At 41.8% G+C, this 25,478-nt stretch carries 20 protein-coding genes; 17 read left to right on the top strand and 3 right to left on the bottom strand.

The features are described from left to right. The first annotated feature begins 46 nt into the window (after positions 1 to 46). Complete coding sequence (locus DWX65_RS09115; protein WP_118173312.1) at positions 47 to 826, top strand: hypothetical protein; 780 nt, start codon at positions 47 to 49, stop codon at positions 824 to 826. Positions 827 to 858: 32 nt separating this feature from the next. Here DWX65_RS09115 and DWX65_RS09110 read toward each other — a convergent pair whose 3' ends face one another. Together DWX65_RS09110 and DWX65_RS09105 are read right to left on the bottom strand one after the other, a co-directional pair. Then, complete coding sequence (locus DWX65_RS09110; RefSeq protein WP_117698829.1) at positions 859 to 2,109, bottom strand: HlyC/CorC family transporter; 1,251 nt, start codon at positions 2,107 to 2,109, stop codon at positions 859 to 861. Position 2,110: 1 nt separating this feature from the next. Next, entirely contained in the window at positions 2,111 to 2,350 is a 240-nt protein-coding gene (locus DWX65_RS09105; protein WP_022244383.1) for a hypothetical protein, read from the bottom strand. 128 nt (positions 2,351 to 2,478) lie between these two features. On the opposite strand from DWX65_RS09105, the gene DWX65_RS09100 reads away from it, so the two are divergent. The 4 genes from DWX65_RS09100 to DWX65_RS09085 all read left to right on the top strand — a co-directional run bounded on the left by DWX65_RS09100 (position 2,479) and on the right by DWX65_RS09085 (position 5,267). Next, positions 2,479 to 3,120, top strand: coding sequence for an HAD family hydrolase (locus DWX65_RS09100; RefSeq protein WP_118173311.1), 642 nt, complete (start codon positions 2,479 to 2,481; stop codon positions 3,118 to 3,120). Between the two features lie 355 nt (positions 3,121 to 3,475). Then, positions 3,476 to 3,799 (top strand): PadR family transcriptional regulator, encoded by a 324-nt coding sequence (locus DWX65_RS09095; protein ID WP_022244385.1) that lies wholly within the window; start codon positions 3,476 to 3,478, stop codon positions 3,797 to 3,799. Further along, positions 3,796 to 4,488, top strand: a complete 693-nt coding sequence (locus DWX65_RS09090; RefSeq protein WP_158564722.1) for a DUF1700 domain-containing protein — start codon at positions 3,796 to 3,798, stop codon at positions 4,486 to 4,488. Before DWX65_RS09095 ends, DWX65_RS09090 begins: the two co-directional genes overlap by 4 nt. Next, entirely contained in the window at positions 4,485 to 5,267 is a 783-nt protein-coding gene (locus tag DWX65_RS09085; RefSeq protein WP_118173309.1) for a DUF4097 family beta strand repeat-containing protein, read from the top strand. The genes DWX65_RS09090 and DWX65_RS09085 overlap by 4 nt, the downstream gene beginning before the upstream one ends. An 86-nt stretch (positions 5,268 to 5,353) precedes the next feature. Here DWX65_RS09085 and DWX65_RS09080 read toward each other — a convergent pair whose 3' ends face one another. Continuing rightward, entirely contained in the window at positions 5,354 to 5,920 is a 567-nt protein-coding gene (locus DWX65_RS09080) for an ECF transporter S component (protein ID WP_022244388.1), read from the bottom strand. A gap of 210 nt (positions 5,921 to 6,130) precedes the next feature. Between DWX65_RS09080 and DWX65_RS09075 the strand changes: the two genes are divergently transcribed. The 12 genes from DWX65_RS09075 to DWX65_RS09030 all read left to right on the top strand — a co-directional run bounded on the left by DWX65_RS09075 (position 6,131) and on the right by DWX65_RS09030 (position 24,869). Then, positions 6,131 to 7,363: a CapA family protein gene (locus DWX65_RS09075; RefSeq protein WP_118173308.1), complete on the top strand. Its 1,233-nt coding sequence runs from the start codon at positions 6,131 to 6,133 to the stop codon at positions 7,361 to 7,363. Positions 7,364 to 7,469: 106 nt separating this feature from the next. After that, positions 7,470 to 9,233 carry a S8 family peptidase gene (locus DWX65_RS09070; protein WP_118173307.1) on the top strand — a complete coding sequence of 588 codons (1,764 nt, stop codon included), beginning with the start codon at positions 7,470 to 7,472 and terminating at the stop codon, positions 9,231 to 9,233. Between the two features lie 123 nt (positions 9,234 to 9,356). Next, a complete protein-coding gene (locus tag DWX65_RS09065; protein WP_118173306.1) occupies positions 9,357 to 13,625 on the top strand; it encodes an EAL domain-containing protein in 4,269 nt (1,422 codons plus the stop codon). A gap of 361 nt (positions 13,626 to 13,986) precedes the next feature. Further along, positions 13,987 to 16,623 carry a cation-translocating P-type ATPase gene (locus DWX65_RS09060; protein WP_118173305.1) on the top strand — a complete coding sequence of 879 codons (2,637 nt, stop codon included), beginning with the start codon at positions 13,987 to 13,989 and terminating at the stop codon, positions 16,621 to 16,623. 308 nt (positions 16,624 to 16,931) lie between these two features. After that, positions 16,932 to 17,372: a hypothetical protein gene (locus DWX65_RS09055; RefSeq protein ID WP_147339156.1), complete on the top strand. Its 441-nt coding sequence runs from the start codon at positions 16,932 to 16,934 to the stop codon at positions 17,370 to 17,372. Positions 17,373 to 17,405: 33 nt separating this feature from the next. Continuing rightward, positions 17,406 to 17,549 (top strand): hypothetical protein, encoded by a 144-nt coding sequence (locus tag DWX65_RS15175; protein WP_197420839.1) that lies wholly within the window; start codon positions 17,406 to 17,408, stop codon positions 17,547 to 17,549. Between the two features lie 339 nt (positions 17,550 to 17,888). Continuing rightward, on the top strand, positions 17,889 to 21,317 hold the full coding sequence (locus DWX65_RS09050) for an ABC transporter ATP-binding protein/permease (RefSeq protein WP_118173304.1): 3,429 nt from the start codon (positions 17,889 to 17,891) through the stop codon (positions 21,315 to 21,317). A gap of 65 nt (positions 21,318 to 21,382) precedes the next feature. Next, on the top strand, positions 21,383 to 21,817 hold the full coding sequence (locus DWX65_RS09045) for a MarR family winged helix-turn-helix transcriptional regulator (protein WP_118173303.1): 435 nt from the start codon (positions 21,383 to 21,385) through the stop codon (positions 21,815 to 21,817). A 123-nt stretch (positions 21,818 to 21,940) separates the two neighbouring features. Continuing rightward, positions 21,941 to 22,447, top strand: a complete 507-nt coding sequence (locus tag DWX65_RS09040) for a DUF2798 domain-containing protein (RefSeq protein ID WP_118173302.1) — start codon at positions 21,941 to 21,943, stop codon at positions 22,445 to 22,447. A 72-nt stretch (positions 22,448 to 22,519) separates the two neighbouring features. Then, positions 22,520 to 23,788 carry a Y-family DNA polymerase gene (locus DWX65_RS09035; protein WP_118173368.1) on the top strand — a complete coding sequence of 423 codons (1,269 nt, stop codon included), beginning with the start codon at positions 22,520 to 22,522 and terminating at the stop codon, positions 23,786 to 23,788. Further along, complete coding sequence (locus tag DWX65_RS14840) at positions 23,778 to 23,963, top strand: hypothetical protein (protein WP_147326048.1); 186 nt, start codon at positions 23,778 to 23,780, stop codon at positions 23,961 to 23,963. Before DWX65_RS09035 ends, DWX65_RS14840 begins: the two co-directional genes overlap by 11 nt. Before the next feature lie 114 nt (positions 23,964 to 24,077). Further along, positions 24,078 to 24,869: a sporulation initiation factor Spo0A C-terminal domain-containing protein gene (locus DWX65_RS09030; protein ID WP_118173301.1), complete on the top strand. Its 792-nt coding sequence runs from the start codon at positions 24,078 to 24,080 to the stop codon at positions 24,867 to 24,869. Positions 24,870 to 25,478: the final 609 nt, after the last annotated feature.

Raw genomic sequence — 25,478 nt, 5'->3', positions numbered from 1 at the left:
ATGACTTATGGTATAGTTGGAGAAAAGTGAAAGGAGTTATGAAAAATTGAATCCAAAGAAAAAAATATTGATTTTATCAGGCTGTCTGCTTACAGTGGCAGCTGTAGTTGGTGGTACATTTTTCGTACAGAAGAGCAGTAATCATGTTTTAAACAAAACATCCATAGGAAAATTCCACGAAGCAGAGGAGCATACTGCAACAGGAGTTGTGGTATGTAAGACGGAAGCATTGCAGGAGGTATTTCAGCAGAAGAAAGAAGAGGTTCTGTTGGCAAAGCAGGAAGTGCCGGATGAATCCGAGGGAAAGAATGAGAAAACCGATAAAAAGGGAACACAGGAAGTGACACCGGGAAAGGAACCAACAGAGCCGGCATCAACTGCAGGAGGGCCGGCCCCTTCAGCTCAGAAAAACGCAACGACATCCGGGGGACAGGAACCTGTCGGTGGAATTCCAGCAGCACCATCAGATGCACCATCGGAAACTCCGGCAGCACCATCAGAGACACCGTCGGAAACTCCGGCAGCACCATCAGATACACCGCCAGAAACTCCGGCAACGACACCGACAGAACAGCCGGCAGAGGAAACAAAACCAGCAAATCCATGCCCGTATCCGCTTTGGACTGTGATGAGTTTTGATGATGGAACTATGGGATATTACTGGCCGATGGATTATGATATTGCAGATGCAGTAAGAGTGGACAAGGAATTGTATGAATTACATTATACCAGACTGGTAAGTACAACTTTTGTGGGAAATTATGATGGCGCATATCATGTAAGATTAAGTAAATTCAGTTATCATATTCCGTATGCAGATGACTGATGATAGAAAAAGAAAGGTATATCGAAAACTCCCTAAGGAGTTTTCAGATATACCTTTTCGATTCTGTTCTTATCCATTTTTTCAACCCGGAGCAGGATTCCATTTTCTGTGGTAATGGATTCTCCCTCGTCCGGAAGATGGTCTAAATGTTCTAAGATATAGCCGCCAATGGAATCATAATCTTCTGACTCTAAATGAATCCCCAGTTTTTCGCACATATCATAAAGGTTCATGGAACCATTGACCAGGTATTCTTTTTCACTTAAAGCAGTAATATCAGCTTCTTCATTGGCATCATATTCGTCATGAATTTCGCCTACAATTTCCTCTAATAAATCCTCTAAAGTAACAAGACCGGCAGTTGCACCATATTCATCTAATACGATAGCAATGTTGAGGGAAGAAGCCTGCATTTCTTTTAATAATTCAGCAGTGTTCTTATGCTCATATGTAAAGAACGGTTCCCTCATAATAGAGCGGATGGAAAAATTCGTCCGGTCATCATAGAGCAATAAATCCTTTACATTTAAAATACCAATGACATTGTCCGTGGTATCTTCATATACTGGTAATCTTGTATATTTGGCTTCCCGGAAAATCTCTAATAATTTTTCGTAGCTGGCATTGACATCTACGAAAGTCATATCTATGCGGGGAACCATAATTTCTTTTGCTTCAGAATCAGTTAAATCGAACACATTATTAATCATATTGCGTTCTTCATTCTCAATAACACCGGATTCGTGACTGACATTTACGATAGTACGAAGCTCGGCTTCTGTCATGGTCTGCTTCTTGGCATCAGGATTAATATGCAGGAGCTTTAAGAAGCCATGGGAAAGCATATTAATAATAAAGATGACAGGAGTAAGAACCTTCATAAGAAAGCTGACAACTCCGGAGTACGCCAATGCCAGTTTTTCGGAATGTATGGTAGCAATTGTTTTTGGAGTGATTTCACCGAAAATCAGAATCAAAACAGTTAAAATTCCAGTTGATATTCCGGCAGCAACACTTCCGAAAATGCGGATGGCAAGTGCTGTAGAAATAGCAGAGGCGGATAAGTTTACAATATTATTCCCGATTAAAATAGCGCTTAACATCTTAGATGAATGATCCGTGATAGCAAGCACGCGCTTTGCCCTTACATTTCCTTCATCTGCCAAGGTCCGCATCTTAATCCGGTTAACGGTTACAAGGGCGGTTTCAGCAGAAGAAAAGAATGCTGATAAAAGAATCAGTATGACAAGACTTACTAATTGGATGATATCTGTTCCACTCAAATTAGTCCACCTGCAGATTGGAATAGTAATCCGTAAGAGCACTTAAATCTACCTCTGTATAGGATACCGGTTTATTTGCTTCATGATTTTTATAAATGGAGAAGCCTGCCCAGCCTATGATAAGTGCAATGACAACAACGGTAGCGGTATAACCCAGATAACGCTTGCATTTCTCCTGTTTCATTATTTTTTTACGATTTTTCTTTTGTTCTTTATAACGGTCAACTTTTTCCTGACTCATAAGAAATCTCCTTGCAATTTTTTTAATAATAATGGTATTATACACCATATAGGAATAAAATTGAACAAAAAATTCAAAAACTAATAGAAAACTAATAGAAAACAAAAAAATAGAAGAAGGAAAGAAAAATGAAGCTGGGAATAATTTTTGATATGGATGGAACTCTGTGGGATTCTACAGTCGGTGTGGCAGAATCCTGGAATGAAATATTAAAACAGGAAAAAGTGAACCGTACACCTCTGACTGTAGAGGATTTTCGTGGAATCATGGGAAAAACAATGGATGTTATTGCAGCAAAATTTTTCCCGGATATGCCGGAAAAAGAACGGATGGAACTTTTAGATAAATGTGGCGAATATGAAAATGAATATCTGTCCGGGCATGGTGCAGTGTTATATCCGGGTGTGGAAGAAACCTTTGCAAAGCTGAAGGAAAAATATGAACTTTATATCGTAAGCAATTGTCAGAGCGGATATATCGAGGCTTTTCTTTCTTATTATAATTTAGGAAAATATATTTCGGATATAGAATGCTATGGAAATAATGAAAAACAGAAAGAAGATAATATAGCCCTGGTAGTATCCCGGAATGCACTTACCGATGCAGTGTATGTGGGAGATATCCAGAGCGATTACGAATCCAGCAAAAAGGCAGGAGTCGCTTTTATCCATGCAGCATATGGATTTGGCACAATTGATGATGAAGTACCGGAAATTGAAAATTTGTCACAGCTTCCGGAAGTGGTAGAAAAAGTATTTGCTGGAAAATAATTAAAATAGAAAACAGGAAACGAATGTAGAAATAAGAGAAAAAGAGTCTTGGTTGTTTGAAAAGAACGAAGCAAGGCTCTTTTTTTGCTTTACAGGAAATTGCTTTCCTGTAAAGTAAAAAACGCTCCGCGAGGATGCGCACTGCGGCGTATAAGGTAGATGTCGCAAGCGACCGCCGCAGGCGCGGGAATGTGCCAAGGCACATTCTTTTTTCTTGCCCGGCATTCGTAAAAGGCTGCCAGTGACAGGTTTTATAGGTTGACAAATAATATTATATGATATATAGTATTGAATATAAAATAGTAATGTATTAATAATAATATTATATTTATGAAAATCTGGAGGGAGTGATTGCATGGTATTTAATACAGGCGCGGCACTTCTGGATGCAATTGTTTTAGCTGTAGTATCAAAGGATGAGGAAGGTACTTATGGTTATAAGATTACGCAGGATGTGCGGAAAGCCATTGAAGTGTCAGAATCAACGCTGTATCCGGTGTTGCGAAGATTGCAGAAGGACGGTTGTCTGGAAGTATACGACAGAGAATGTGGGGGCAGAAATCGAAGGTATTATAAGATAACTGGGAATGGAAATGAAAGATTAACATATTATCGGAAGGAATGGGAAAATTATTCTTCGAAAATAACAGAATTATTTTCCGGAGAGGAGAAGATATGAACAGACAGGAGTTTATGAGAAGGCTGGAGCAGTTATTAGAAGGAATTCCGGAAGAGGAAAAACGGGAAGCAATTGCATACTATACCAGTTACTTTGAAGATGCAGGAGAAGAAAATGAAGAGAAGATAATCCGGGAATTAGAATCTCCGGAAAAAGTGGCAGCAACCATCCGGGCAGATTTCCCAGGATGCAATAATAGTGAGACAGCATCTTCCGGTAATCAGCAGAATTATAACGGTGCAAGCCAGAGTATGGGACAGCAGAATTATAACGGTGCAAGCCAGAATATGGGGCAGCAGAATTATAACGGAACGATCCAGAAGGAAGACAATACTACAAGAAATATTTTGCTGATTATTCTGCTGGTGATTACTTCACCAATCTGGGGAAGTATTTTAGTGGCAATTGGTGGAACTTTATTGGGAATTACCGGAGGACTATTTGGAATTGCAGTCGGCTGTGTGATCGGTGGAATAGCGGTAGCAGGTGTAGCAATTACAATTCTGGTAACAGGCACAATTTCCCTAGGTCTTATTTCTATGGCAGCCGGACTTCTGATGCTTGCAATCGGATTATGCGCAGCCGGACTTCTGGTTTTGGTATGTGGAAAGTTTCTCCCATGGTTGGCAAAAGGAATTGCAAACTTATGGCAGTCATTATTTAAGAAGAAAGGGGGCGCTTGCGCATGAAAAAAGCATTAAAAATTATTTTTGGTATTGCATTAGGCTGTTTTCTTTTAGGCTGCGTGGTATTAGGAATTGGAATTGCAACCGGTGGAACCATGCGGGAATTTGTAGAAGCAGTGCAAAATAATAAATTTGCATTTCATTGGGATATAACTGACTGGGAAGGACAGGATAAAGGAACAGCCAGTACAGAAGAGACTGCATTTGCACCGGAAGATGTGAAATCACTTGATATCGATATGGATGCAGGAATGTTGAAAGTAGTCAAAGGAAAAGGCAAAGAGATTAAGGTAATAACAACTTCTAAAAATGCTGAGGTAGAGACTGCATTGGAAGATGGAACTTTAATAATCAGCGAAAACTTCCATGCAGCATATTGGGGCGATGGAGTGCATCGTTTACAGGTGGTTATTGAAGTGCCGGAACAGCTTGAGTTAGAGGAACTTTCAGTTGAAGTCGGAGCAGGAGATATTGATATAAAAGAAGGACTGTTGACGACAGCATATGCAAGCTTTGATGTGGATGCCGGAAATCTTGATTTTGCCGGTGAAGTAAAAGGTGATTTAGACGCCAATTGTAATGTGGGAAACATGGAATTGAAATTAACCGGTGAGCAGCAGGATTACAATTACAGTTTAAGCTGTGGTGTTGGTTCTATAAAAGCAGGAGATATTTCTGTTGCCGGACTTGGCAGAGATGATGAAATCGATAATGGTGCAGATTATGATATGGATATAAACTGTGACGTGGGAAATGTTGATGTAATTTTTGAAAAACGATGAGAAACACGCTTTGCGGGCTGCCAGCATAAAAATGATAGCAGATAATGTGAAAAGACATTGCCTGCTATCATTTTTTATAAAATTATTTACTTGGAAACCCACTCATTTACATCATTGATTTTACTTAAAACCGGGAGCAGAATCAGGCAGAGAATAATGCCGACAACACCCTGGACGATATTGAATGGAATACCTGCAGCAGAAGAAGCAATTCCGGTAGCAAGAGCAGCGGAGGAGAAAGAACCGCTGGCAAATGCAGCAAGACCTGCTTCAAACAGGAAGTAGCCAAGTACCATAAGAGCCTCACCTACGATACCGCCGATAACAACGCGGACACTGCGGTTAGCTTTGGAAGAAATGTTAAGCCGCAGTTTGTGGAACAGAAGTCCGGCGATGCATGCGGTCAGAGCCTTGATGATTAAAGTGGCAGGAGCCCAGGTCATATAGCCGGAGAAAATATCAGCAAACATGGAGCCGATACCAGCGGCAAGTGCACCAATTCCAGGTCCTAAGATAATACCACATAGGAGTACCAGTCCGTCTCCTAAATGAATATATCCAAAAGTTGGTGTAGGAATCTTAATAATCATAGTTGCAATGCAGGTAAATGCAGCAAGCAAGGCCGCAGTAACCATTTTCTTTGTATTTTTCATAATAAAGTAAATCCTTTCTTTGGTATATGATCTGCAAATCGTTTTCCCTATCATATGTAAAATGTGGTTTGATTAAAATATCCAGATATAACAAATATGACCATGCCAGTTTAAAGGCAAAAGGAGTATACAAATTTTTACGATTGCCGAAATGCTCATTCATTGGTAAAATAGTCACGGAAACATGACTACAAAAAAGGAGATAAAATAATGAAGAAAGAAGTTCGGATTGCATTATATATAGTTTCTATAGTGTGTGTGATTCTGCTGGGTGCAGCAATGATATATGCAGCCCATCACGGTGGAAGCATCCGCCAGAAGGACAGCCGGCAGACTGCCGCAACAGCAGGGACAGAAGCGGCAGAAGACAGCAAGGATAAAAATGGAGAATCCGATTTAAAGACCAGTGATAAAACTGACGGTAAAAATGATGCGGAAGCCGGAAAGGATGCAGCTTCTGAAGATGCAGATAAGAATACGGAAAAAAATGAAGAAACAACAGATGTAACAGAAGATACAACACTGATGTTTACCGGAGACGTACTTTTTGCCAATTCTTTTAAAACAAACTATGATGCCGGAGGCATAGACGCTGTCATAGATAATGACATGAAAGAACTGCTTGTAAATGCAGATATTACCATGGTAAATGAAGAATTTCCGTTTAGTAACCGGGGTACCCAGATGGAGGACAAGCAGTATACCTTCCGCACAGACCCATCCTATGCAGCCGCATTAAAGGAAATGGGCGTGGACGTGGTCACTTTGGCAAATAATCATATCCTCGATTATGGAAGGGAAGCATTGAGTGATACTTTTACAACATTAGATGGACAGGGCATTTTATATGCCGGAGCAGGAGACAGCGTAGAGCGGGCGCAGGAAGTGCAGGTAATAGAAGTAAATGGGAAAAAGTATGGATTTCTTGCAGCATCCCGTGTACTTCCGGTTGCTGGCTGGAATGTAGAAAGCGCAGTACCGGGAGTCCTTTCTACTTATGATGAAACGCGGTTTGTCAATGCCATTGCCGAAGCACGCAGTCAGTGTGATGTGCTGGTGGTTTATGTCCACTGGGGCTTGGAACATCAGGAAAAACCTGAGGCATATCAGAGAACGCTGGCACAGAAATATATCGAAGCCGGTGCAGATGTAGTGTTTGGTGCACATTCCCATTGTCTGCAGGGCATTGAATATATCGACGGAAAGCCGGTGTTTTACAGCCTTGGCAATTTTGTTTTTGGCAGCAGCATTGAGTGCACCATGGCAGTGGAAATGGTAGTGGATAAGGATGGTGCAATTTCTTATAAGCTGGTGGGAGCAAAGGCAGAAAATGGAAAGACCAGACAGATGAATGAATTAGAACAGCAGCAGTTGAATGACTATATCAACAGCATTTCCTTTGGCGTAACGGTGCAGGATGACGGAACCGTAACACCACAATAAGAGACAGCAGAGTATGAAACAGTATTGGTACAATAAGCTGAAAAGAAGTGCATAAAAATACAGGATTGCGATAGAGTAGTAATAAAAGAAATTGCCGGGAGATGGAATGAACAGTTCGAAACGGGAAAACTTACTGAATCTGGCACTGGATGCAACGGAAGAGGAAAGACTGCAGTCCTTAAACTTAAATGTAGGATATCAGGAAGAAACGGACACATGGGAAGTCATTGTAAAATATACCGGAAGTCTCAGAAAATTAGAGGAGATATTTCCGGATATTGAAGTTACAGAACTGAGCAATGAATATGCAGTTATCCGGCTGCCGGAGGCTTTGATGGATGCGGTAACAGACCGGACAGAAATTGAATATATGGAAAAACCAAAGAGGCTCTTTTTCTCTGTACAGCAGGGAATCAGAGCCTCCTGCATTACGTCCCTTTATACAAGAAAAATGGGGTTAGGGGGAAAGGAATTGAGTGGGAAAGGTGTGATAACGGCATTTTTAGATAGTGGCATCGATTACAGACACCCGGATTTTAGAAAGGAAGATGGAAGCAGCCGGATTCTGGCAATCTGGGATCAGACCATTGCAGGAAATCCACCGGCGGGATTCCGGCTTGGAACGGAATACGACCGGGACGTAATCAATGAAGCATTGCAGCAGGAGGATATACAGGAGGGGTACCGTATCTGCCCCAGCCGGGATTTATCCGGGCACGGAACCCATGTGGCAGGAATCGCAGCGGGAAATGGAAGATCATCCAATGAAAGAAACCGGGGCGTGGCATATGAAAGTGATTTGCTGGTGGTAAAGCTTGGCACACCGGGAAAAAATTCTTTTCCAAGGACAACAGAGCTGATGCTTGGAATGGATTATATTCTCCGGAAAGCACTGGAACTTAAGCAGCCGGTGGCAGTAAATATAAGCTTTGGCAATACCTATGGTTCCCATGATGGAACCTCTCTTCTTGAAACCTATTTATCTGATATGGCAAATTACTGGAAATCGGTTCTGGTGATTGGCACCGGAAATGAAGGCAGTGCCAGAGGGCATACCTCCGGGCAGCTTGTAATGGGAAGAGAACAGGAAGTGGAATTTGCAGTAGGAGAATATGAGCCTGCGTTAAGCTTACAAATCTGGAAATCCTATGCGGATATTTTTTCCATCCGGATGACACATCCCAGTGGGAAAACGGTGGGGATTATCCGGCAGCTGCAGGGCCCCCAGAGATTTACTATCGAAGGAACGCAGATTTTATTATATTTTGGAGAACCAAGCCCTTTCAGTCCTTTTCAGGAAATCTATTTTGATTTTCTTCCGGTGGAAAATTATATCGACAGCGGAATCTATAAAATAACGCTGATACCGGAAAAGATTGTAACCGGGGCCTATAATATGTGGCTGCCTTCCCTTGCGGTCATCGGAGAAGCAACCGGATTTTTATATCCCACAGAAGAGACAACGCTTACAATTCCATCCACTGCCTATAAGGTAATTTCGGTGGGGGCCTATGATGCAAGATATAATCAGGTGGCAGCCTTTTCCGGGAGAGGGTTCACCAGAGAGACCAATCAGGTGAAACCGGACATCTGTGCGCCAGGGGTGGACATTGAATCCTGTGCACCAGGCGGCGGTTATACCGTACGAAGCGGAACTTCAATGGCAACGCCATTTGTAACCGGGACGGCAGCACTTTTTATGCAATGGGGAATTGTAGAGAAACATGATGCTTTTTTATATGGGGAAAAAATAAAAGCATATCTCATCCGGGGAGCAAGACCACTGCCGGGATATTCCTTTTTCCCAAATCCAAGGCTGGGCTGGGGTGTATTGTGTGCAGCGGACAGTCTGCCATCGGATGCTGGATGAATACGGTTGTACTTTTATGACACTTTTCTGAATAAATATTGTAAAAAACGATAATTTGATGTACAATTAAAAAATGCAGGAAGGAATGTATAGACAGAAAAATATATATTTTTTGGAGGGGCTATGCAGGAGAAGAATACGCTGGATGAATTGTTTAAAGGGAAAAAAGGATTTGCGGAATGTTACCAGACTCTGCAGTTATTAAGTGAAAGTACCGATGATTATTTATTTCTGGCAGATTTAAAAGAGGGTAAATTTTATTTCGCCAGCAATGATATATCAAAGAGATATGCATTGCGCATGGATGAAAACAACAGCTGCGGCATAGATGACTGGAAAGATATTGTATATGAAAGAGACTTAAACCAGTGGGTTAATGATATGGAATCTATCTGCTCTGGAAAAAGCCTGATACATGATTTGGAATACCGGCTGGTAGACAGAAACAGCAATCTGGTCTGGATCAGCTGTCGTGGGAAAGCTGAACTGGATGAGACCGGGATTCCTTATGTAATGGTGGGAAGAACATCAGATACTGTCCTTTTGGGAAAGACAGATTCACTTACCGGACTTTTTAATAGTACTAAATTAATGGAACATCTGGATGAAATGCTGAACAGCAGAAAAGAAGGTGTTTTACTTGTTCTTGGTGTGGATAATTTTAAAAATATCAATACGAAATATGGAAGAGGCCATGGTAATTTTATTTTAAAGAGGATTGCGGCTCTTCTGGAAAATAGTATTGATGAAAACATAAAAATTTATCGTCTGGATGGTGACCGGTTTGCAGTTAATTTTGTGGGATATGATATGGAGGCTGTGCGTGAGGTATACCAGAATATACAGATGAAGATGATGGAGAACTGTACCTTTTCAGCAGGTGCAGTCTGCTATCCGATGTCCGGAATCAAGGATGCCAATACACTGTTTAACTATGCGGAAAGTTCTCTGGACCGTGCCAAGAAGAGCGGTAAGAACCGGTTGATTCTTTTCTCAGCAGAAGATTATGAGAAACAGTTGTCGGTTATTGACTTAACAGAAGAAATCAGAAAGAGTATCCGCAACCAGTGTGATGGATTTTATCTTCTCTTCCAGCCACAGATTGGGATGAGTAATTATGAAGTAGTGGGAGCAGAGGCACTGCTCCGTTTCCGCTCAAAATATCATGGGGTAGTGTCACCAAATCTTTTTATTGGAATATTAGAGCAGAGCGGAATGATTGTGCAGGTGGGAAAATGGGTATTAAAGGAAGCCATTGCCCAGTGTGCAAAGTGGCGGCGTTATAATCCGGAATTCCGTATGAGTATTAATCTTTCTTATATACAGTTACAGCAGCCGGATTTAAGCCAGTACATTTATGATTTATTAGAACAGGAAGGAATTCCCGGAGAAGCTATTATTCTGGAACTGACAGAAAGCATGCAGTTACAGGATTATACCAAATACAATCAGTTATTTTATCAGTGGGGCAAGCGTGGTATACAGATTTCCATGGATGATTTTGGAACCGGATATTCCAGCTTAAGTTATCTTAAGAGTCTGGCAATTGATGAGATTAAAATTGACCGCTGCTTTGTCAGCCGGATTAATATGAGTGCATACAATTACCGGCTTCTTCGTAATATTTTGGAACTGGCAAGAAGTGCACAGATCCGGGTAGTATGTGAAGGGGTAGAAACACCGGAGGAATTACAGACACTTGCAGAGCTTGCACCTGAAGTTTTACAGGGGTTCTATTTCAGTAAACCGATTGAAGAAGAGCTGTTTGAAAAACAGTATATTTTTGGACATGTAGAGGAAGAACGGTGGCAGGAAGATTGTGGGAATAGCACAGTGATTCTGCCGGAAGCAGGAGATGGTACCGATTATAAAGCAATATTAGACCAGTTAGAAGAGATGGTCTATGTCATAGATGCGGAAAGCTATGAGTTATATTATATGAACTCTGCCGGACAACGAATCAGCGGCGTCAGTGATTATGCCGGCAAGAAATGTTATCAGGTATTAGAGGGCAGGGAAGAACCGTGCCCAGATTGTAATATGGCAAAATTAAAGCATAAGAAGTTTTTGACCAGATATGCAAATAATGAATTCTTAGGAACCCAGATGTTGATGAAGGATAAATTAGTAAACTGGGGCAATAAGGCAGCACGCCTTCAGATAGGTATTGACATGAATACCATCAATATTTCCATGAGCAGGCTGGAAGAACAGTTAGAAGTGGAAAAGGGCATTGTGAAAGCCTTGGAAGAGGCGAAAGAAAAAGAAAATGAAGCTGATATCATCAGTGAACTTCTTCATCATACCGGGGAATTTTATCAGGCAGACCGCTGCTATATCTTTTTATATTCCAAAGAGGCAGATAGCTGGAGCAATGTCTGTGAGTGGTGTGAAAATGAGATTCAGAGCCAGCAGCTTTACCTCGCATCAGTACCGGGTGACCGGGTAAAACTGGTGATTGGCAGTCTGAAGGAAGACAGACCGGTTATTATCAAAGATGTGGATATGTATCGGGAGTCAGCACCGGATTTGTGGAAAATATTAGTGCATCAGGAAATACGCAGGCTGATGCTTCTTCCATTGTTAAATGAAGGTCATTTATTTGGATTTATTGGTGTGGATAATCCGAAATACCGCCCAAATGATAAGACTTTTCTTGCCAGAATACGTCCTTTTATTTCAAATATACTGATTCGTGACGGAATGATGGATGTAAAGAGTGAAATGATAGCCCGTATGACGGGTATGCTGAAGGAAGAAAATATATTACAGTCTGTAAAACTGGGACTGTGGACGCTGGAACTGGATACGGTCAATGGAAAGAACCGTCTGTATGTGGATAAGAGCATGCGCAGCATTCTGGGCATAGACGACATTATGAACAGCGAGGAATATTTCAGGTTCTGGTATGATAACATCAGTGATGGTTATTACGATTATGTACAGAATGCATTACATGATATTATTACAACCGGAAAGATTATTGAGATGGAATATACCTGGAATCATCCGGAACGTGGAAAAGTGACAGTACGCTGTGTTGGAGTGCTTGGTCATCAGGAAAATGGTGTCTATACATTAAAAGGATATCATCGTATCAATAATGATATGATTCGGAAAAAATTTTTAAAGAGTCAGGAATATGAACGTATGGAGTATAATGAGAAGAAACATACCATTTATTTCCATACAAATCGTTCTATGTTAAAGGGAAATCAGCTAAAAGAGGTTGGATTTCCGGAAAGCTGGGAGGATGGAATGGTACATCCCCATTTCCGGGATGTATTTCATGCAGCGTTTACCGGTGTAGAATATAGAAAAGAGGATCAGGTATTAGAAATTCTTTTAAAAAACAAGCAGGATGAGTTTGAATGGTTCCGTCTGGATATCTGTAAAATCGGAGACCAGAAACAGGATGAAAATTTGAGGATAGTTACTATTTATCAGATTGAAGATCATCAGAATATCCAGTTAAAATATTTACAGAGAGAGGACTTTTATCAGGCAATGCTGTCGGAGACCGTGGCATATGCTGAGGTAGACCTGAGTAATGGTAAGATTCAAAGCAGTGGTGGACTCTGGAAAGATTACGTAGCAGAGGGCGAGCGGGAAGCATTAAATTATATGAAGGTTTTCAACCGTCATATTGATGAACTGGTATTAGAGGAAGACCAGTTTGGATGCTATGATGTATTAGAGCAGGAAAAGATGGTTTATAATTATAACAGTGGAACGGCTACTGTGAATTATCAGCTTCGCAGAAGGATGGCAAGAGGAAGTTACCACTGGATGGAGCTTACCGTACATGTATTTCAGGAGCAGGTAACAGAAAATATGTATGCACTGCTGTATCTTAAGGATATAGATGGACAGAAACGCCGTCAGCAGGAACAGGAGCGTGCAGCCAATACCGATCCGTTGACGAACGTACTGAACCGGCGGATATTTGAACAATATACCAGCCATTATGTATTAGAAGAAGCAAAGAAAGGGGAAGTGTGTGCACTTCTTATATTGGATATTGATAATTTTAAACAGATTAACGATACCAAGGGACATCCATATGGAGATAAAGTATTGCGTACTTTTGTGGATACCATTCATGAAAGCTTCCGCTGTACCGATTATATAGGAAGACTTGGTGGGGATGAATTTGTAGTATTGTTTAAAGGATTTGGCTCAAAGAAAACATTGGATAAGAGACTGGCACGGATGCAGGAACAGCTGCGGGAGAAGCTTCCGACTCCGGTATCCTGCAGTGTTGGAATCACCCTGATTAGAAAAGACAGCTATAACTATGAAGACAGTATCAGGCAGGCAGATAAAGCTTTGTATACAGCGAAGCATAAAGGAAAGGATACCTGTTGTTACTGGGAAGAGTCAGAAAAATAGGCATTGACGGAGACAAAAGGTATATGTTATGATGATGGCGTATCAGGGAGTAGTTCGCACCGGATAGCCGGTGTTGTATTTTTCGTCATCACGTTATCTGAAGAGGGATAACCGGAATATACACTGCAGAGGAACGAGACTTTTACCGTATTATTTTGATGCGGTAAAAGTGCTCGTTCCTTTTTTGCTTTACAGGAAATTGCTTTCCTGTAAAGTAAAAAACGCTCCGCGAGGATGCACACTGCGGCGTATAAGGTAGATGCCGCAAGCGACCGCCGCAGGCGCGGGAATGTGCCAAGGCACATTCTTTGTTGCGCATGGTTGATACCCGGTAACATAAAAAGCAGGAGGTTAAGCGTATATGAAAGCATATTGGAATTGTACGAAAGAGCAGTTGGAAGAAATGTTTGGCTTTCGGGAAAAAGGATTAACAGAAGAAGAAGTAGAAAGAATACGAAAAGAGACAGGCGAGAACCGGCTGAGCGAGGGCAGACATAAGAGTCTGCTGCAGGTGTTTTTAAGTCAGTTTTGTGACTTGATGGTCATAATCCTGATTATTGCAGCAATTATTTCCATGTTTTCCGGAAATGTTGAGAGCACTATCGTAATTTTTCTGGTATTACTTATGAATGCTGTTCTTGGTACGATACAGTATAGGAAGGCAGAAAAATCACTGGATAGTTTGAAGGATTTGGCGGCACCAGCGGCCCGGGTTATCCGGGATGGAAAACGTCAGGAGATTGCATCCAAAGAGATTGTGCCCGGGGATTATGTAATCTTAGAAGCAGGGGACATGATTGTGGCAGACGGAAGAATTCTTCGCAATTATTCCCTGCAGGTCAATGAAGGCTCACTGACAGGAGAGTCTGTCAATGTAGAAAAGAATGAAGAAGTATTGCCGGAAGAAGTACCGTTGGCAGACCGGAAAAATATGGTATTTTCCGGAAGCTTTGTAACATATGGAAGAGCGGAGGTACTTGTAACAGCAACAGGAATGGAAACGGAATTAGGAAAGATTGCCGGGTTGATGAATCAGACGAAGGAGCGGAAGACTCCGCTTCAGATAAGTCTTGATTCTTTCAGCAAAAAGCTGGCAATACTGATTATGGCAATCTGTGCACTGGTCTTTTGTCTTGGCATTTACCGGAAGATGCCGGTCATTGATGCCATGATGTTTGCTGTTGCACTGGCAGTAGCGGCAATACCGGAAGCATTAGGCTCCATTGTTACAATTGTGCAGGCAATGGGAAGCAGGAGAATGGCAAAGGAGCACGCCATTGTCAAAGAATTAAAAGCTGTGGAAAGCTTAGGCTGTGTATCGGTAATCTGCTCCGATAAGACGGGAACACTGACACAGAATAAGATGCATGTGGAAGAGGTTTATCTGAATGGTATGACTTGTAAACCGGATGAGATGACCTTGGAGTCCAGCCTGCAAAGGCTTTTTTTATACAATGCTATTTTAAATAATGATGCCAGCATAACGGATGGAAAAGTACTGGGAGATCCGACAGAATCTGCCCTGTTGGAAATGTTCCACGAAGTCCGCCTGAATCGGGACAGAACGGAAAATGTAGGGCAGCTTACCATACAGGAAGAAACGATTCGAAATATGATTCCGAGATTAGAAGAAATTCCATTTGATTCTGAACGGAAATGCATGAGCAGTAAATACCGGCTGCATGGCGAAGAAGAAATTATTTTTACAAAAGGAGCAGTAGATGTCCTTTTAAACCGTTGCATAAATGTGGCATATGAAGAAGAGATAAGACCGATGGATAATGTAGAAATCGCAAAAATCCAGAAGCAGAATCAGCATTTTTCTGAAAATGGACTCAGGGTACTGGCATTTGCATGTAAGAAGTCCGGGGGAGAACTGACGGTGGAAAAGGAAAATGGACTTACCTTTTTAGGATTAGCTGCCATGGCAGACCCGCCAAGGGAAGAATCCATACAGGCAGTAGCAGATACGAAGCGGGCGGGAATCCGTACCGTAATGATTACCGGAGATCACAAAATCACAGCCGTTGCGATTGCAAAGCGTATTGGAATCTATGAAGAGGGGAACCTGGCATTAACCGGAACAGAGCTGGATGCCTGCCCGGAAAAAGAACTGGAAGAAAAGATTGATAAAATATCTGTTTATGCGAGAGTGTCACCGGAGCATAAGATACGGATTGTAAAAGCCTGGCAGAAGAGGAGCAATATCGTTTCCATGACCGGAGACGGTGTAAATGATGCACCGGCATTAAAGCAGGCAGACATCGGAGTAGCCATGGGAATAACCGGAACGGAAGTGGCAAAGGATGCGGCAGCCATGATATTAACAGATGATAACTTTGCTACGATTATTAAAGCAGTAACGAACGGAAGAAACATTTACCGCAATATAAAAAATGCTATTTTATTTTTACTTTCCGGCAACATGGCAGGAATTTTATCTGTATTGTATACATCCCTTTTGGGGCTTCCGGTTCCATTTGCTCCGGTGCATTTACTGTTTATTAACCTGCTGACAGATTCCCTTCCGGCAATTGCCATTGGCATGGAACCGCAGGATGCAAGTTTGTTGGAAGAAAAACCAAGGCAGACATCGGAAGGAATTTTATCTGGAGAGACATTCCGGCGAATTATGCTGCAGGGCTTATGCATTGCGGCATCCACCATGGCAGCATTTTATATCGGAAATGGAAAAGGTGCGGCAATGGCATCCACTATGGCATTTGCAACACTGACATTGGCGCGTCTTTTCCATGGATTTAACTGTCGTGGAAACAAGAGCATTTTTGCATTGGGCTTTACCGGAAATCCATGCAGTATCCTTGCATTTGTGTCTGGAAGCGTGCTGCTGGGACTGGTGCTTTTTGTACCGCCGCTGCGGGGGGTATTTTCAGTAGAATCATTGTCCTGTCCTGCTGTGATTGAGATTATTCTGCTGGCAGCACTTCCGACTGTTGTCATCCAGATGGTCAGAGGAGTGAGAGAGTTAAAAAAATAAGCCAAATTTGCGCCGGTTGCCAGCCGAAATCAAACACAATATCGAAATTCTTATGTGCCCTTGCAGATTCCAGTTCGCATCCGCTTCCGACGGACAGATGGGGTGAGCAGTCAAAGCAGCGGAAAGACAATTTATTATCAGAAAAAACACTTTCAAGAACGATAACGCATTTCATCAAAAACTTCTTCCCGGACACCGGCGCAAATTCATGCTTGTATTTTTCTCTCTGTCCTTAGCCCATCTGGCTGCATCAACTCTTGACGGAAGCTGTCCTGCGACATATACTAAGCTTAATCACAGGGTAAGGAATGAGACAGATGTATCGGAAAAAGATAATCAGGCATTTGGCACTGCTGTGGAGCATCCTGTTTCTGGTAGCCATTGCAGGCGCATCCACCAGAACAGAACAGGTTTCTCCGGCAGAGAAAGAAGCCTTTGCAGTAAATTACATAGAATTAAAGAATGCACGTCTTTTAGATACTCCGGATAAGATGTTATCCAGAGAGGAGCAGATGCAGAATACAGGCATTGCGGCATTGACACTAGGCTGCAGCGGTAGACTGGCGAACCATAGGAGAAATATTGGAATGATGTTCTGGCTGCTGTTGGTGGTACTGCCACAGCTTTTTATGGGACGCATTCAGAGGAACCGGAAGAAGCATGGCGATAATGTACTAAGGAGCCTGATGTTAGCAAGGTTTGAGCGGAAGGCGGACGGAAAGAAGGAAGCATTGGCACCCGCATATTAAATACATAAAATAATAATATGCGAGGTGTAAGAAATGAATATTTTTATCTGGATTATGATAATCTTAGGTGGTGGAGTAGGAATTCTTTCCTGTGCTTATCTGGTACTGGCAATGCCGGTACTTCTGGTATGGAAGATTTGCCGGAAGGTAAAATATCACATTGGATTATTTGATTAGAAGATAAAGAAAAAGAAAAGAGGATTCTGGAATCTGGCGGCAGGTCAGAAAACAGAGTCCTTTTTTTACTTTACAGGAAATTGCTTTCCTGCAAAGTAAAAAACGCTCCGCGAGGATGTGCACTGCGGCGTATAAGGTAGATGTCGCAAGCGACCGCCGCAGGCGCGAGAATGTGCCAAGGCACATTCTTTGTTATGCATTTTCTAAAATTTTTATGAAAACCATGATATTTTTCGAAAGTGAGATGTAAAAATGTTCAAAATAAGGTAATATAAAAAACAGAGTGAGAAAGAAAAAGTAAAATAGAAAAATAAAAAATGGAAAACGAGAGAATATCATATGCTTCAGATTCAACACATTTATAAGGAATATAAGACCGGAAGTCTGGTGCAGAAGGCACTGGATGATGTCAGCTTAAATTTAAGGGATAATGAGTTCGTGGCAATCCTCGGGCCGAGTGGTTCGGGAAAGACCACATTGCTTAATATAATTGGAGGACTCGACCGTTATGATAGCGGAGATTTGATTATCAATGGAATATCCACGAAGAAATACAAGGACAGGGATTGGGATTCTTACCGGAACCATACCATTGGTTTTGTGTTTCAAAGTTATAATCTGATTCCCCATCAGACGGTGCTTGCAAATGTGGAACTGGCATTGACCATTTCCGGTATCGGTAAGGCAGAGCGGAAGAAACGAGCCGTTGCGGCATTAGAGCAGGTGGGACTGGGAAACCAGTTACACAAGAAGTCAAGCCAGATGTCCGGTGGACAGATGCAGCGTGTAGCCATTGCAAGAGCTTTGGTCAATGACCCGGATATTCTGCTGGCAGATGAACCGACGGGAGCATTAGACAGTGACACCAGTGTGCAGGTCATGGATTTGCTGAAGGAAGTGGCAAAAGACCGGCTGGTAGTTATGGTAACCCATAACCCGGAATTAGCAGAGCAGTATGCTACCAGAATTGTTAGATTAAGTGATGGAAAAATTCGTGCTGACTCCAATCCTTATGAAGTGGATGAGGCAATGTTGAAGGAACCGGAGCATAAAAACATGGGAAAATCCTCCATGTCATTTCTTACGGCATTGTCCTTAAGCTTTAATAATTTAAAAACGAAAAAGGCAAGAACCCTGCTGACTTCCTTTGCAGGCTCTATTGGAATTATCGGCATTGCACTGATATTATCTCTTTCTACCGGTGTAAATAAATACATCAAAAATGTAGAGGAAGAGACCTTATCCGAGTATCCGCTGCAGATTCAGAGTACGGGATTCAGTCTGGCATCCATGAGTCTTGGAATGGCAGATTCTGAAAAGAATACGGAAAGTGATGACGGAAATGCCAAAACAGATAAAGAAAATTCCGGGGATAAAGTAAAAGTCATTAAGATGGTAACCAATATGTTTTCCACGATGGCATCTAATGACCTGGAGGCTTTGAAAAAGTATCTTGATGAAGGCGACAGTGGAATTGAGCAGTATACTACAGCGGTGGAGTATACTTATAATATCAGTCCGCAGATTTTTAAGGAAAATGAAGACGGGATACGTCAGGTAAACCCTGACAAATCTTTTGATGCAGTAGGTCTTGGAACTGCATCTGGTTCCAATAGTCTGATGTCATCCATGATGAGCACGGATGTTTTTTATGAGATGCCGGAAAGCAGCAGGTTATATGAAAAGCAGTATGATATCAAGGAAGGACGCTGGCCGGAAAATTATAATGAGTGTGTGGTGGTGCTTACTTCCAATGGCGGAATCAGTGACTTTTTACTATATACCTTAGGACTTCGTGACCCGCTGGAATTAGACGAGATGATACAGCAGTTTGCCAGTGAGGAAAATATCGAGACGCCATCTGATTTTGGAACTTATACTTATAAAGATCTGGTAGGAATCCGGTTTAAGCTGGTGAACAGTACAGATTATTATACTTATGATGAAGAGTATCAGGTCTGGAAGGATAAGTCGGACAATGAAGATTTTATGAAACAACTGGTGGCAGATGGCGAAGACCTTACGATTGTAGGTGTGGTGCAGCCGGCAGAGGGAAGTAATGCCGCATCCTTAAGTGCAGGAATTGCATATCCAAAATCCCTGACAAAGCATGTGGCAGAGGAAGCAGCAAAGAGTGAGATTGTAAAGCAGCAGCTTGCAAATCCGTCAGTAAATGTCTTTACCAATGAAGCATTTGGCGAAACAGACGAAGAAAACGGATTTGATATGCAGTCGCTGTTTACCGTAGACAGTGAAGCTCTGGAAAAAGCCTTTTCCTTTGATGAAAGTGCCTTAAGCGGGTTGGAAAATTCTATGGGGGATATGGGAAGTGCCGATTTGTCCGAAGCATTTTCCATGGATGCTTCTTCCATGGGTCAGTCAATTTCTGCGGAAGAAATGCAGGCAATTGCAGGCAGTCTCTTAGAGGGCTACCAGCAGTATGCAAAGGATAATCCGCAGGCAGATTATTCGAATCTGTCCCAGTATTTTATGAACTATTTAAATACGGAAGAAGCCCGGAAAATTTTATCCGATAATATCAAAGAGATTATTACAGCAAATGGCATGGTAACTATTACACCGGAGCAGATACAGAGCCTCATCCAGCAGATTATGGGTGGATATCAGCAGTATGTCATAGACCATGGTTATACCGACCCGGAGAAATTTGATGAGTACTTAGCAGAATATTTGCAGACAGAGGAAGCCCAGGGAATCATAACAGCGTGGGCATCTGAGATATTTACAGGTAGTGGAAATATTGAGATTACGCAGGAGCAGATGCAGAAATTGTCTTCTGAATTATTTGCAGGTTATCAGACTTATGCACAGAATAATGGATTACCTGACCCGGCAAAATTGGGAGATTCTTTTGCGGCATATCTGAATACAGCAGATGGTCAGCAGAGAATTGCAGCCGGACTTTCGAATGTTATGAATGTGGACGCAGTACAGCAGCAGATGATGACGGCAATACAGCAGTATATGCAGCAGGCAGTGACACAGATGGGAAACAAGCTGCAAAGTGCCATGGCATCCGGCATGCAGGTGGATGAAGAAGCATTTTTAAATGCATTTCAGATTAATATGAATGAGGATGAGCTGACAGAGCTTTTGATGTCTATGGGTTCTGCAACCGGAACAACCTATGAGAATAACTTAAAGAAATTAGGCTATGTGGATTTTGCAGTGCCAAGCGGAATTAATATTTATCCGAAGGATTTTGAAAGCAAGGAGCATGTGGTAGAAATTTTAGATGCATACAATAACCGCATGGAAAAGGAAGGCAGGGACGAGCAGGTGATAACCTATACCGATATGGTAGGAACGCTGATGTCTTCCGTAACCGATATTGTGGATATTATCACATATGTACTGATTGCATTTGTGGCAATTTCGCTGGTGGTATCTTCAATTATGATTGGTGTCATTACTTATATCAGTGTGTTAGAGCGAAGAAAAGAAATCGGAATCCTAAGAGCCATCGGAGCATCGAAGCGGAATGTTTCCCAGGTATTTAATGCAGAGACCTTTATTATCGGACTGTGTGCCGGACTGATTGGAATCGGATTTACGCTGCTTCTGATTATTCCGGTCAATGCGATTATCCATAATCTTGCAAATACAACCGATGTAAGTGCGGTGCTTCCGGTAGTTCCGGCACTGGTGCTGATTTTACTCAGTATCCTTTTGACACTTCTGGGTGGTCTGATCCCATCAAAGAAAGCATCGAAGAGTGACCCGGTAACAGCACTCCGGACAGAATAATGAGATTGACATTTTTTGAAAAACATTTATAATAAGTAGCAAAGCTACCTAAAAGGAGTGAAATTATGGCAGTGAAGATGCCGCTTGGACTTCGGATTGCAATTATAGACCGGGCATTCCGTCGCAAAATGGATGAATGGGCAGAAGAAATCGGAATTACTGCCGTCCAGCTTCGGGTATTAGGAGAAGTCAGTCTGATGGAAGATAATGGAGTGGAAGAAGTAAATCAGAAGGACTTAGAACATATCGAGCAGGTGACACATCCGACAATGACGGGAATTATAAAAAGGCTTGAGGCAAGAGGATTTTTAATCTGTGCACCAAGTGAGAATGACCGGCGTTATAAGAAAATATCCTGTACGGAGAAATCCCGTGGAATTCATAAGGAGATTGCGAAGAAGGAAGCACTGGTTGTAAAAGAAATGTGTAAGGATTTTACACCGGAGCAGATGGAAACATTTCTGCAAATGACAGAGATGATGTTACAGAATATTTCCTAAGCATAAAATAAAAGTGAAATCGGAAGAGGAGGAAGTTACCGTGTAAATTTTCTTTTCTGATTTCACTTTCGTTTTGAACTAATAGGTAGCTTTGCGACTTAATAAAAAATGGAGGTAATGATTATGCCAATGCATAAGAGAGAAAGTTTGATTTATACGGTGTTAATGTGTTTTACCATGGTGTTATGGATGAGTATGTATAATGTAGCACTGCATATGGGAACACTGAATATGGAAGTAATAAGAGAAGGCTGGCTGGGATTCCCACTGGCATATGTATGCGCAATGTGTCTGGATTGGTTTCTGGTATCTAAAATTGCAAAGGGATTTGCATTTCGTTTTCTGGTAAAACCGGAAAGCAGCACAATGAAAAAAGTGATTGCAGTTTCCTGCTGTATGGTAGTTCCGATGGTAATTTTCATGTCCTTATACGGTGGACTGGAAGCCTGCGTAAAAAGCGGAGCATGGAATATGCTTCCGATTATCTGGCTTACCAATATTCCAAAGAATTTTATTATGGCACTGCCGTTTCAGCTTCTGATTGCAGGTCCGTTGGTAAGAAAGATTTTCCGGACAGCATTTCCGGTTGGAACCGTATTATTAGAAGCAGAAAGTGGAAATCCTGTATGAGAATTCCTCTTGTAAAATCCAAACATATGTGCTAATATAAAACAAGAACAAATGTTCTTGAAAGGCATTGATATGAATGGAAATAAAATCTATTTATGTATTGATTTAAAATCTTTTTATGCATCGGTGGAGTGCGTGGAACGGGGATGGGATCCGCTGACTGCCAGGCTGGTGGTCGCAGACCCGGAACGCTCAGAGAAAACCATCTGTCTTGCCGTATCACCGGCGTTAAAGCAGATGGGAGTTCCCAACCGGTGTCGTGTCTTTCAGATTCCCAAAGAAATTCCATATAAGATGGCACCACCCCGTATGCAGCTATATATTGATTATGCAGCGGAAATCTATGGCGTATATTTAAAATATATTGCAAAAGAAGATATTCAGGTCTATTCCATTGATGAAGCATTTTTGGATGTGACGGATTATCTGCATCTCTACCAGATGACAGCAGTGGAACTGGGCAGGACAATCATGCAGGATATTTTAGATACCACGAAGATTCCGGCTGCCTGTGGTGTAGGAACCAATCTCTATTTAGCGAAGGTTGCTTTAGATATTATGGCAAAGCATGAGACAGACCGGATTGCCTATCTGGATGAAGCACGCTACCGGGAGAAACTCTGGAAACATAAACCGCTGACTGATTTCTGGCGGGTGGGGCGTGGAACGGTAGAGCGTCTATCGAATATGGGCATCTGCACAATGGAAGAGATTGCCCATGCCAGAGAGTCTTTATTATATAAGTCTTTTGGCATAGATGCAGAGCTGTTAATTGATCACGCATGGGGAAGAGAACCGGTAACGATAGCGGACATCAAGGCATATCGGCCGAAGAATACATCCTTTTCCAGCGGTCAGGTGCTGCCGCGGGATTATGAGTACGAGGAAGGTGTACTGGTGGTAAAAGAGATGGCAGATTTATTGTGCCTTGACCTGGTAGACCAGGGCCTTGTAACATCCCATATCAGTCTGGTAATCGGTTACAGCAATCAGAAATGCTTTGAACCGGCGAAGGGAAGCACAACGTTGCGCAGTGCAACCAGCTCCAACCGCCGGCTGCTGTCTTATGTAGAGCAGCTTTATCGGAGAATTGTAAGACCGGGAGCATATATCCGGCGGATTACATTGACTTATACCGGCGTAATGGCAGAAGATTATCAGCAATTTGATTTGTTTTCAGACCCGGAAGAGACAGAGAAGGATGTGAAGGCACAGCGTGCAGCAATCTCCATCAAGCAGCGCTACGGCAGGAATGCTATTTTAAAGGGAATGAATTTGGAAGAGAGTGCAACGACAATAGAACGAAACGGTCAGATTGGAGGGCATAAGAGTGGCGTATAGAAGAGACACCATGGGAGCCGGACAGCAGGAAAACGCATCCGGCTGGAATGAGAGAGAGAATCTGAGAAGAGAGAAAATGGACATCGAAGACCGTGCCAAGCAGTTTATGCCCTTCGATGCCCTGAAGGGCTTTAAGGAAGCACTGCGGAAGAAGGAAAAAGAGAAAGGGTATTGATTTTTTTGACAAAATGATATAAATATATATCTGTAGCATTGTATAGATACAGGGAGTAGATTCCACAAAACAGCTAGGAAGCTGAATCGGAATGCTGAGGGAGGAAAAGAAAGAATGATTCGAATCATGCTTGTAGAAAGTGATAAACTTTTGTGCAAGGAATATGCATTAGAAATAGCCCGGGATGAAGAATTTGCATTGGTAGCGGTAACGGGGCGGCAGAGTGATGCAATCAATATTCTGACAGAACAGGAAGTAGATGCAGTAATTGTAAATTTGGAGTTAGAAGAAGGTGACGGAATCCATCTCATTATAGAGATGAAACGGAAGTTAAAGAAACATCCGGAAATTATCGTAACAACAAATTATGGTTCGGAGCATTTTCTGCATAGCATCAATAAGTTAGATATAGATTTGGTTTATAAGAAAAATAACGAATTATTTTCACCAAAGAAAATTATTGAAATAATTAAGCTGACCGCACCAACGACTGCAGATGGAGAAAGCGAATATCATAATGGAAGAAAGGTAATCTATACGGAACAGGAAGAAACCGAAATTCAGTATGTACTGGCATGGGGTGAACTGATAAAAAGCGGTTTTGAGCCGGACCGAAAAGGAACCAAATATCTTGCAAGAGCAATTGGGATTCTGTTGGCTGTTCCCAATGGTACGTCAATCCAGATAACGAATGATGTTTATCTGCAGGTTGCACAAGTATATCAGACATCAGTAAGTGGTGTGGAAAAATCAATTCGAAACGTAATAGAACGGGTATGGTCAAGGCCAGATAAGGAGATATCATACCTCAAGAATCCAGAATGGAGAGGCTCAATACAGAACAAACCATCGAATACAGAGTATATTCAGTGTGTGGTCAGACGATTGAGGAATGTTTTACATTAAATAAATACTTACAAAATAGAAGAAATTTGAATTTCTAAGGAGATTCAGATTTCTTTTTTTACTTTACAGGAAATTGCTTTCCTGTAAAGTAAAAAACGCTCCGCGAGGATGCGCACTGCGGCGTATAAGGTAGATGTCGCAAGCGACCGCCGCAGGCGCGAGAATGTGTCAAGGCACATTCTTTGTTCTTTATGCGAGAAACTCGCAAAGTGTGCTTTTCGTAGTTGCCTTGCATTGTAAGAAATTGTGGTTATAGTTATTGGTAAAAATGCACAACCAATTCGTACTTCGTACATGAGCGTAACCGGTTTTTTATATATAATTCGACTTAAAAAATTTTTGGCTCGACCTTGAATCTGCTGGAAAGCGGTAAAGAAAATTTTGAGAAAAACAGCATAAAACAAGGAATTTGGAAGAAAAAATAATAAAAATAAGAGTGGCATAAAAGTCGAATATAGGGTGCTGAAAAGTCGAATTTCAGACAAAAATAAGTCGAATATTTTTCCTTGAAAGTCGAATGTAAAAGGGGAAAAATAGATAACAGACAGGATAAAAACAGAATAATAAAAGTGGAGAAAGTTATGGGATTTCAGGTAAAGTATGAAGAAA

The sequence above is a fragment of the Roseburia sp. AF20-18LB genome (genome assembly GCF_003461185.1).
Taxonomy (GTDB): Bacteria; Bacillota; Clostridia; order Lachnospirales; family Lachnospiraceae; genus Roseburia_C; species Roseburia_C amylophila.
This window is presented reverse-complemented; position numbering and strand designations above follow the sequence as displayed.

Coding starts and splice junctions, on each gene's coding strand:
- DWX65_RS09070 (WP_118173307.1), top strand. CDS start 7,470: ATGAACAGTTCGAAACGGGAAAACTTACTGAATCTGGCACTGGATGCA.
- DWX65_RS09040 (WP_118173302.1), top strand. CDS start 21,941: ATGCCAATGCATAAGAGAGAAAGTTTGATTTATACGGTGTTAATGTGT.
- DWX65_RS09060 (WP_118173305.1), top strand. CDS start 13,987: ATGAAAGCATATTGGAATTGTACGAAAGAGCAGTTGGAAGAAATGTTT.
- DWX65_RS09100 (WP_118173311.1), top strand. CDS start 2,479: ATGAAGCTGGGAATAATTTTTGATATGGATGGAACTCTGTGGGATTCT.
- DWX65_RS09030 (WP_118173301.1), top strand. CDS start 24,078: ATGATTCGAATCATGCTTGTAGAAAGTGATAAACTTTTGTGCAAGGAA.
- DWX65_RS09090 (WP_158564722.1), top strand. CDS start 3,796: ATGAACAGACAGGAGTTTATGAGAAGGCTGGAGCAGTTATTAGAAGGA.
- DWX65_RS09080 (WP_022244388.1), bottom strand. CDS start 5,920: ATGAAAAATACAAAGAAAATGGTTACTGCGGCCTTGCTTGCTGCATTT.
- DWX65_RS09075 (WP_118173308.1), top strand. CDS start 6,131: ATGAAGAAAGAAGTTCGGATTGCATTATATATAGTTTCTATAGTGTGT.
- DWX65_RS09035 (WP_118173368.1), top strand. CDS start 22,520: ATGAATGGAAATAAAATCTATTTATGTATTGATTTAAAATCTTTTTAT.
- DWX65_RS09050 (WP_118173304.1), top strand. CDS start 17,889: ATGCTTCAGATTCAACACATTTATAAGGAATATAAGACCGGAAGTCTG.
- DWX65_RS09105 (WP_022244383.1), bottom strand. CDS start 2,350: ATGAGTCAGGAAAAAGTTGACCGTTATAAAGAACAAAAGAAAAATCGT.
- DWX65_RS09065 (WP_118173306.1), top strand. CDS start 9,357: ATGCAGGAGAAGAATACGCTGGATGAATTGTTTAAAGGGAAAAAAGGA.
- DWX65_RS09055 (WP_147339156.1), top strand. CDS start 16,932: ATGAGACAGATGTATCGGAAAAAGATAATCAGGCATTTGGCACTGCTG.
- DWX65_RS09085 (WP_118173309.1), top strand. CDS start 4,485: ATGAAAAAAGCATTAAAAATTATTTTTGGTATTGCATTAGGCTGTTTT.
- DWX65_RS09095 (WP_022244385.1), top strand. CDS start 3,476: ATGGTATTTAATACAGGCGCGGCACTTCTGGATGCAATTGTTTTAGCT.
- DWX65_RS15175 (WP_197420839.1), top strand. CDS start 17,406: ATGAATATTTTTATCTGGATTATGATAATCTTAGGTGGTGGAGTAGGA.
- DWX65_RS09045 (WP_118173303.1), top strand. CDS start 21,383: ATGGCAGTGAAGATGCCGCTTGGACTTCGGATTGCAATTATAGACCGG.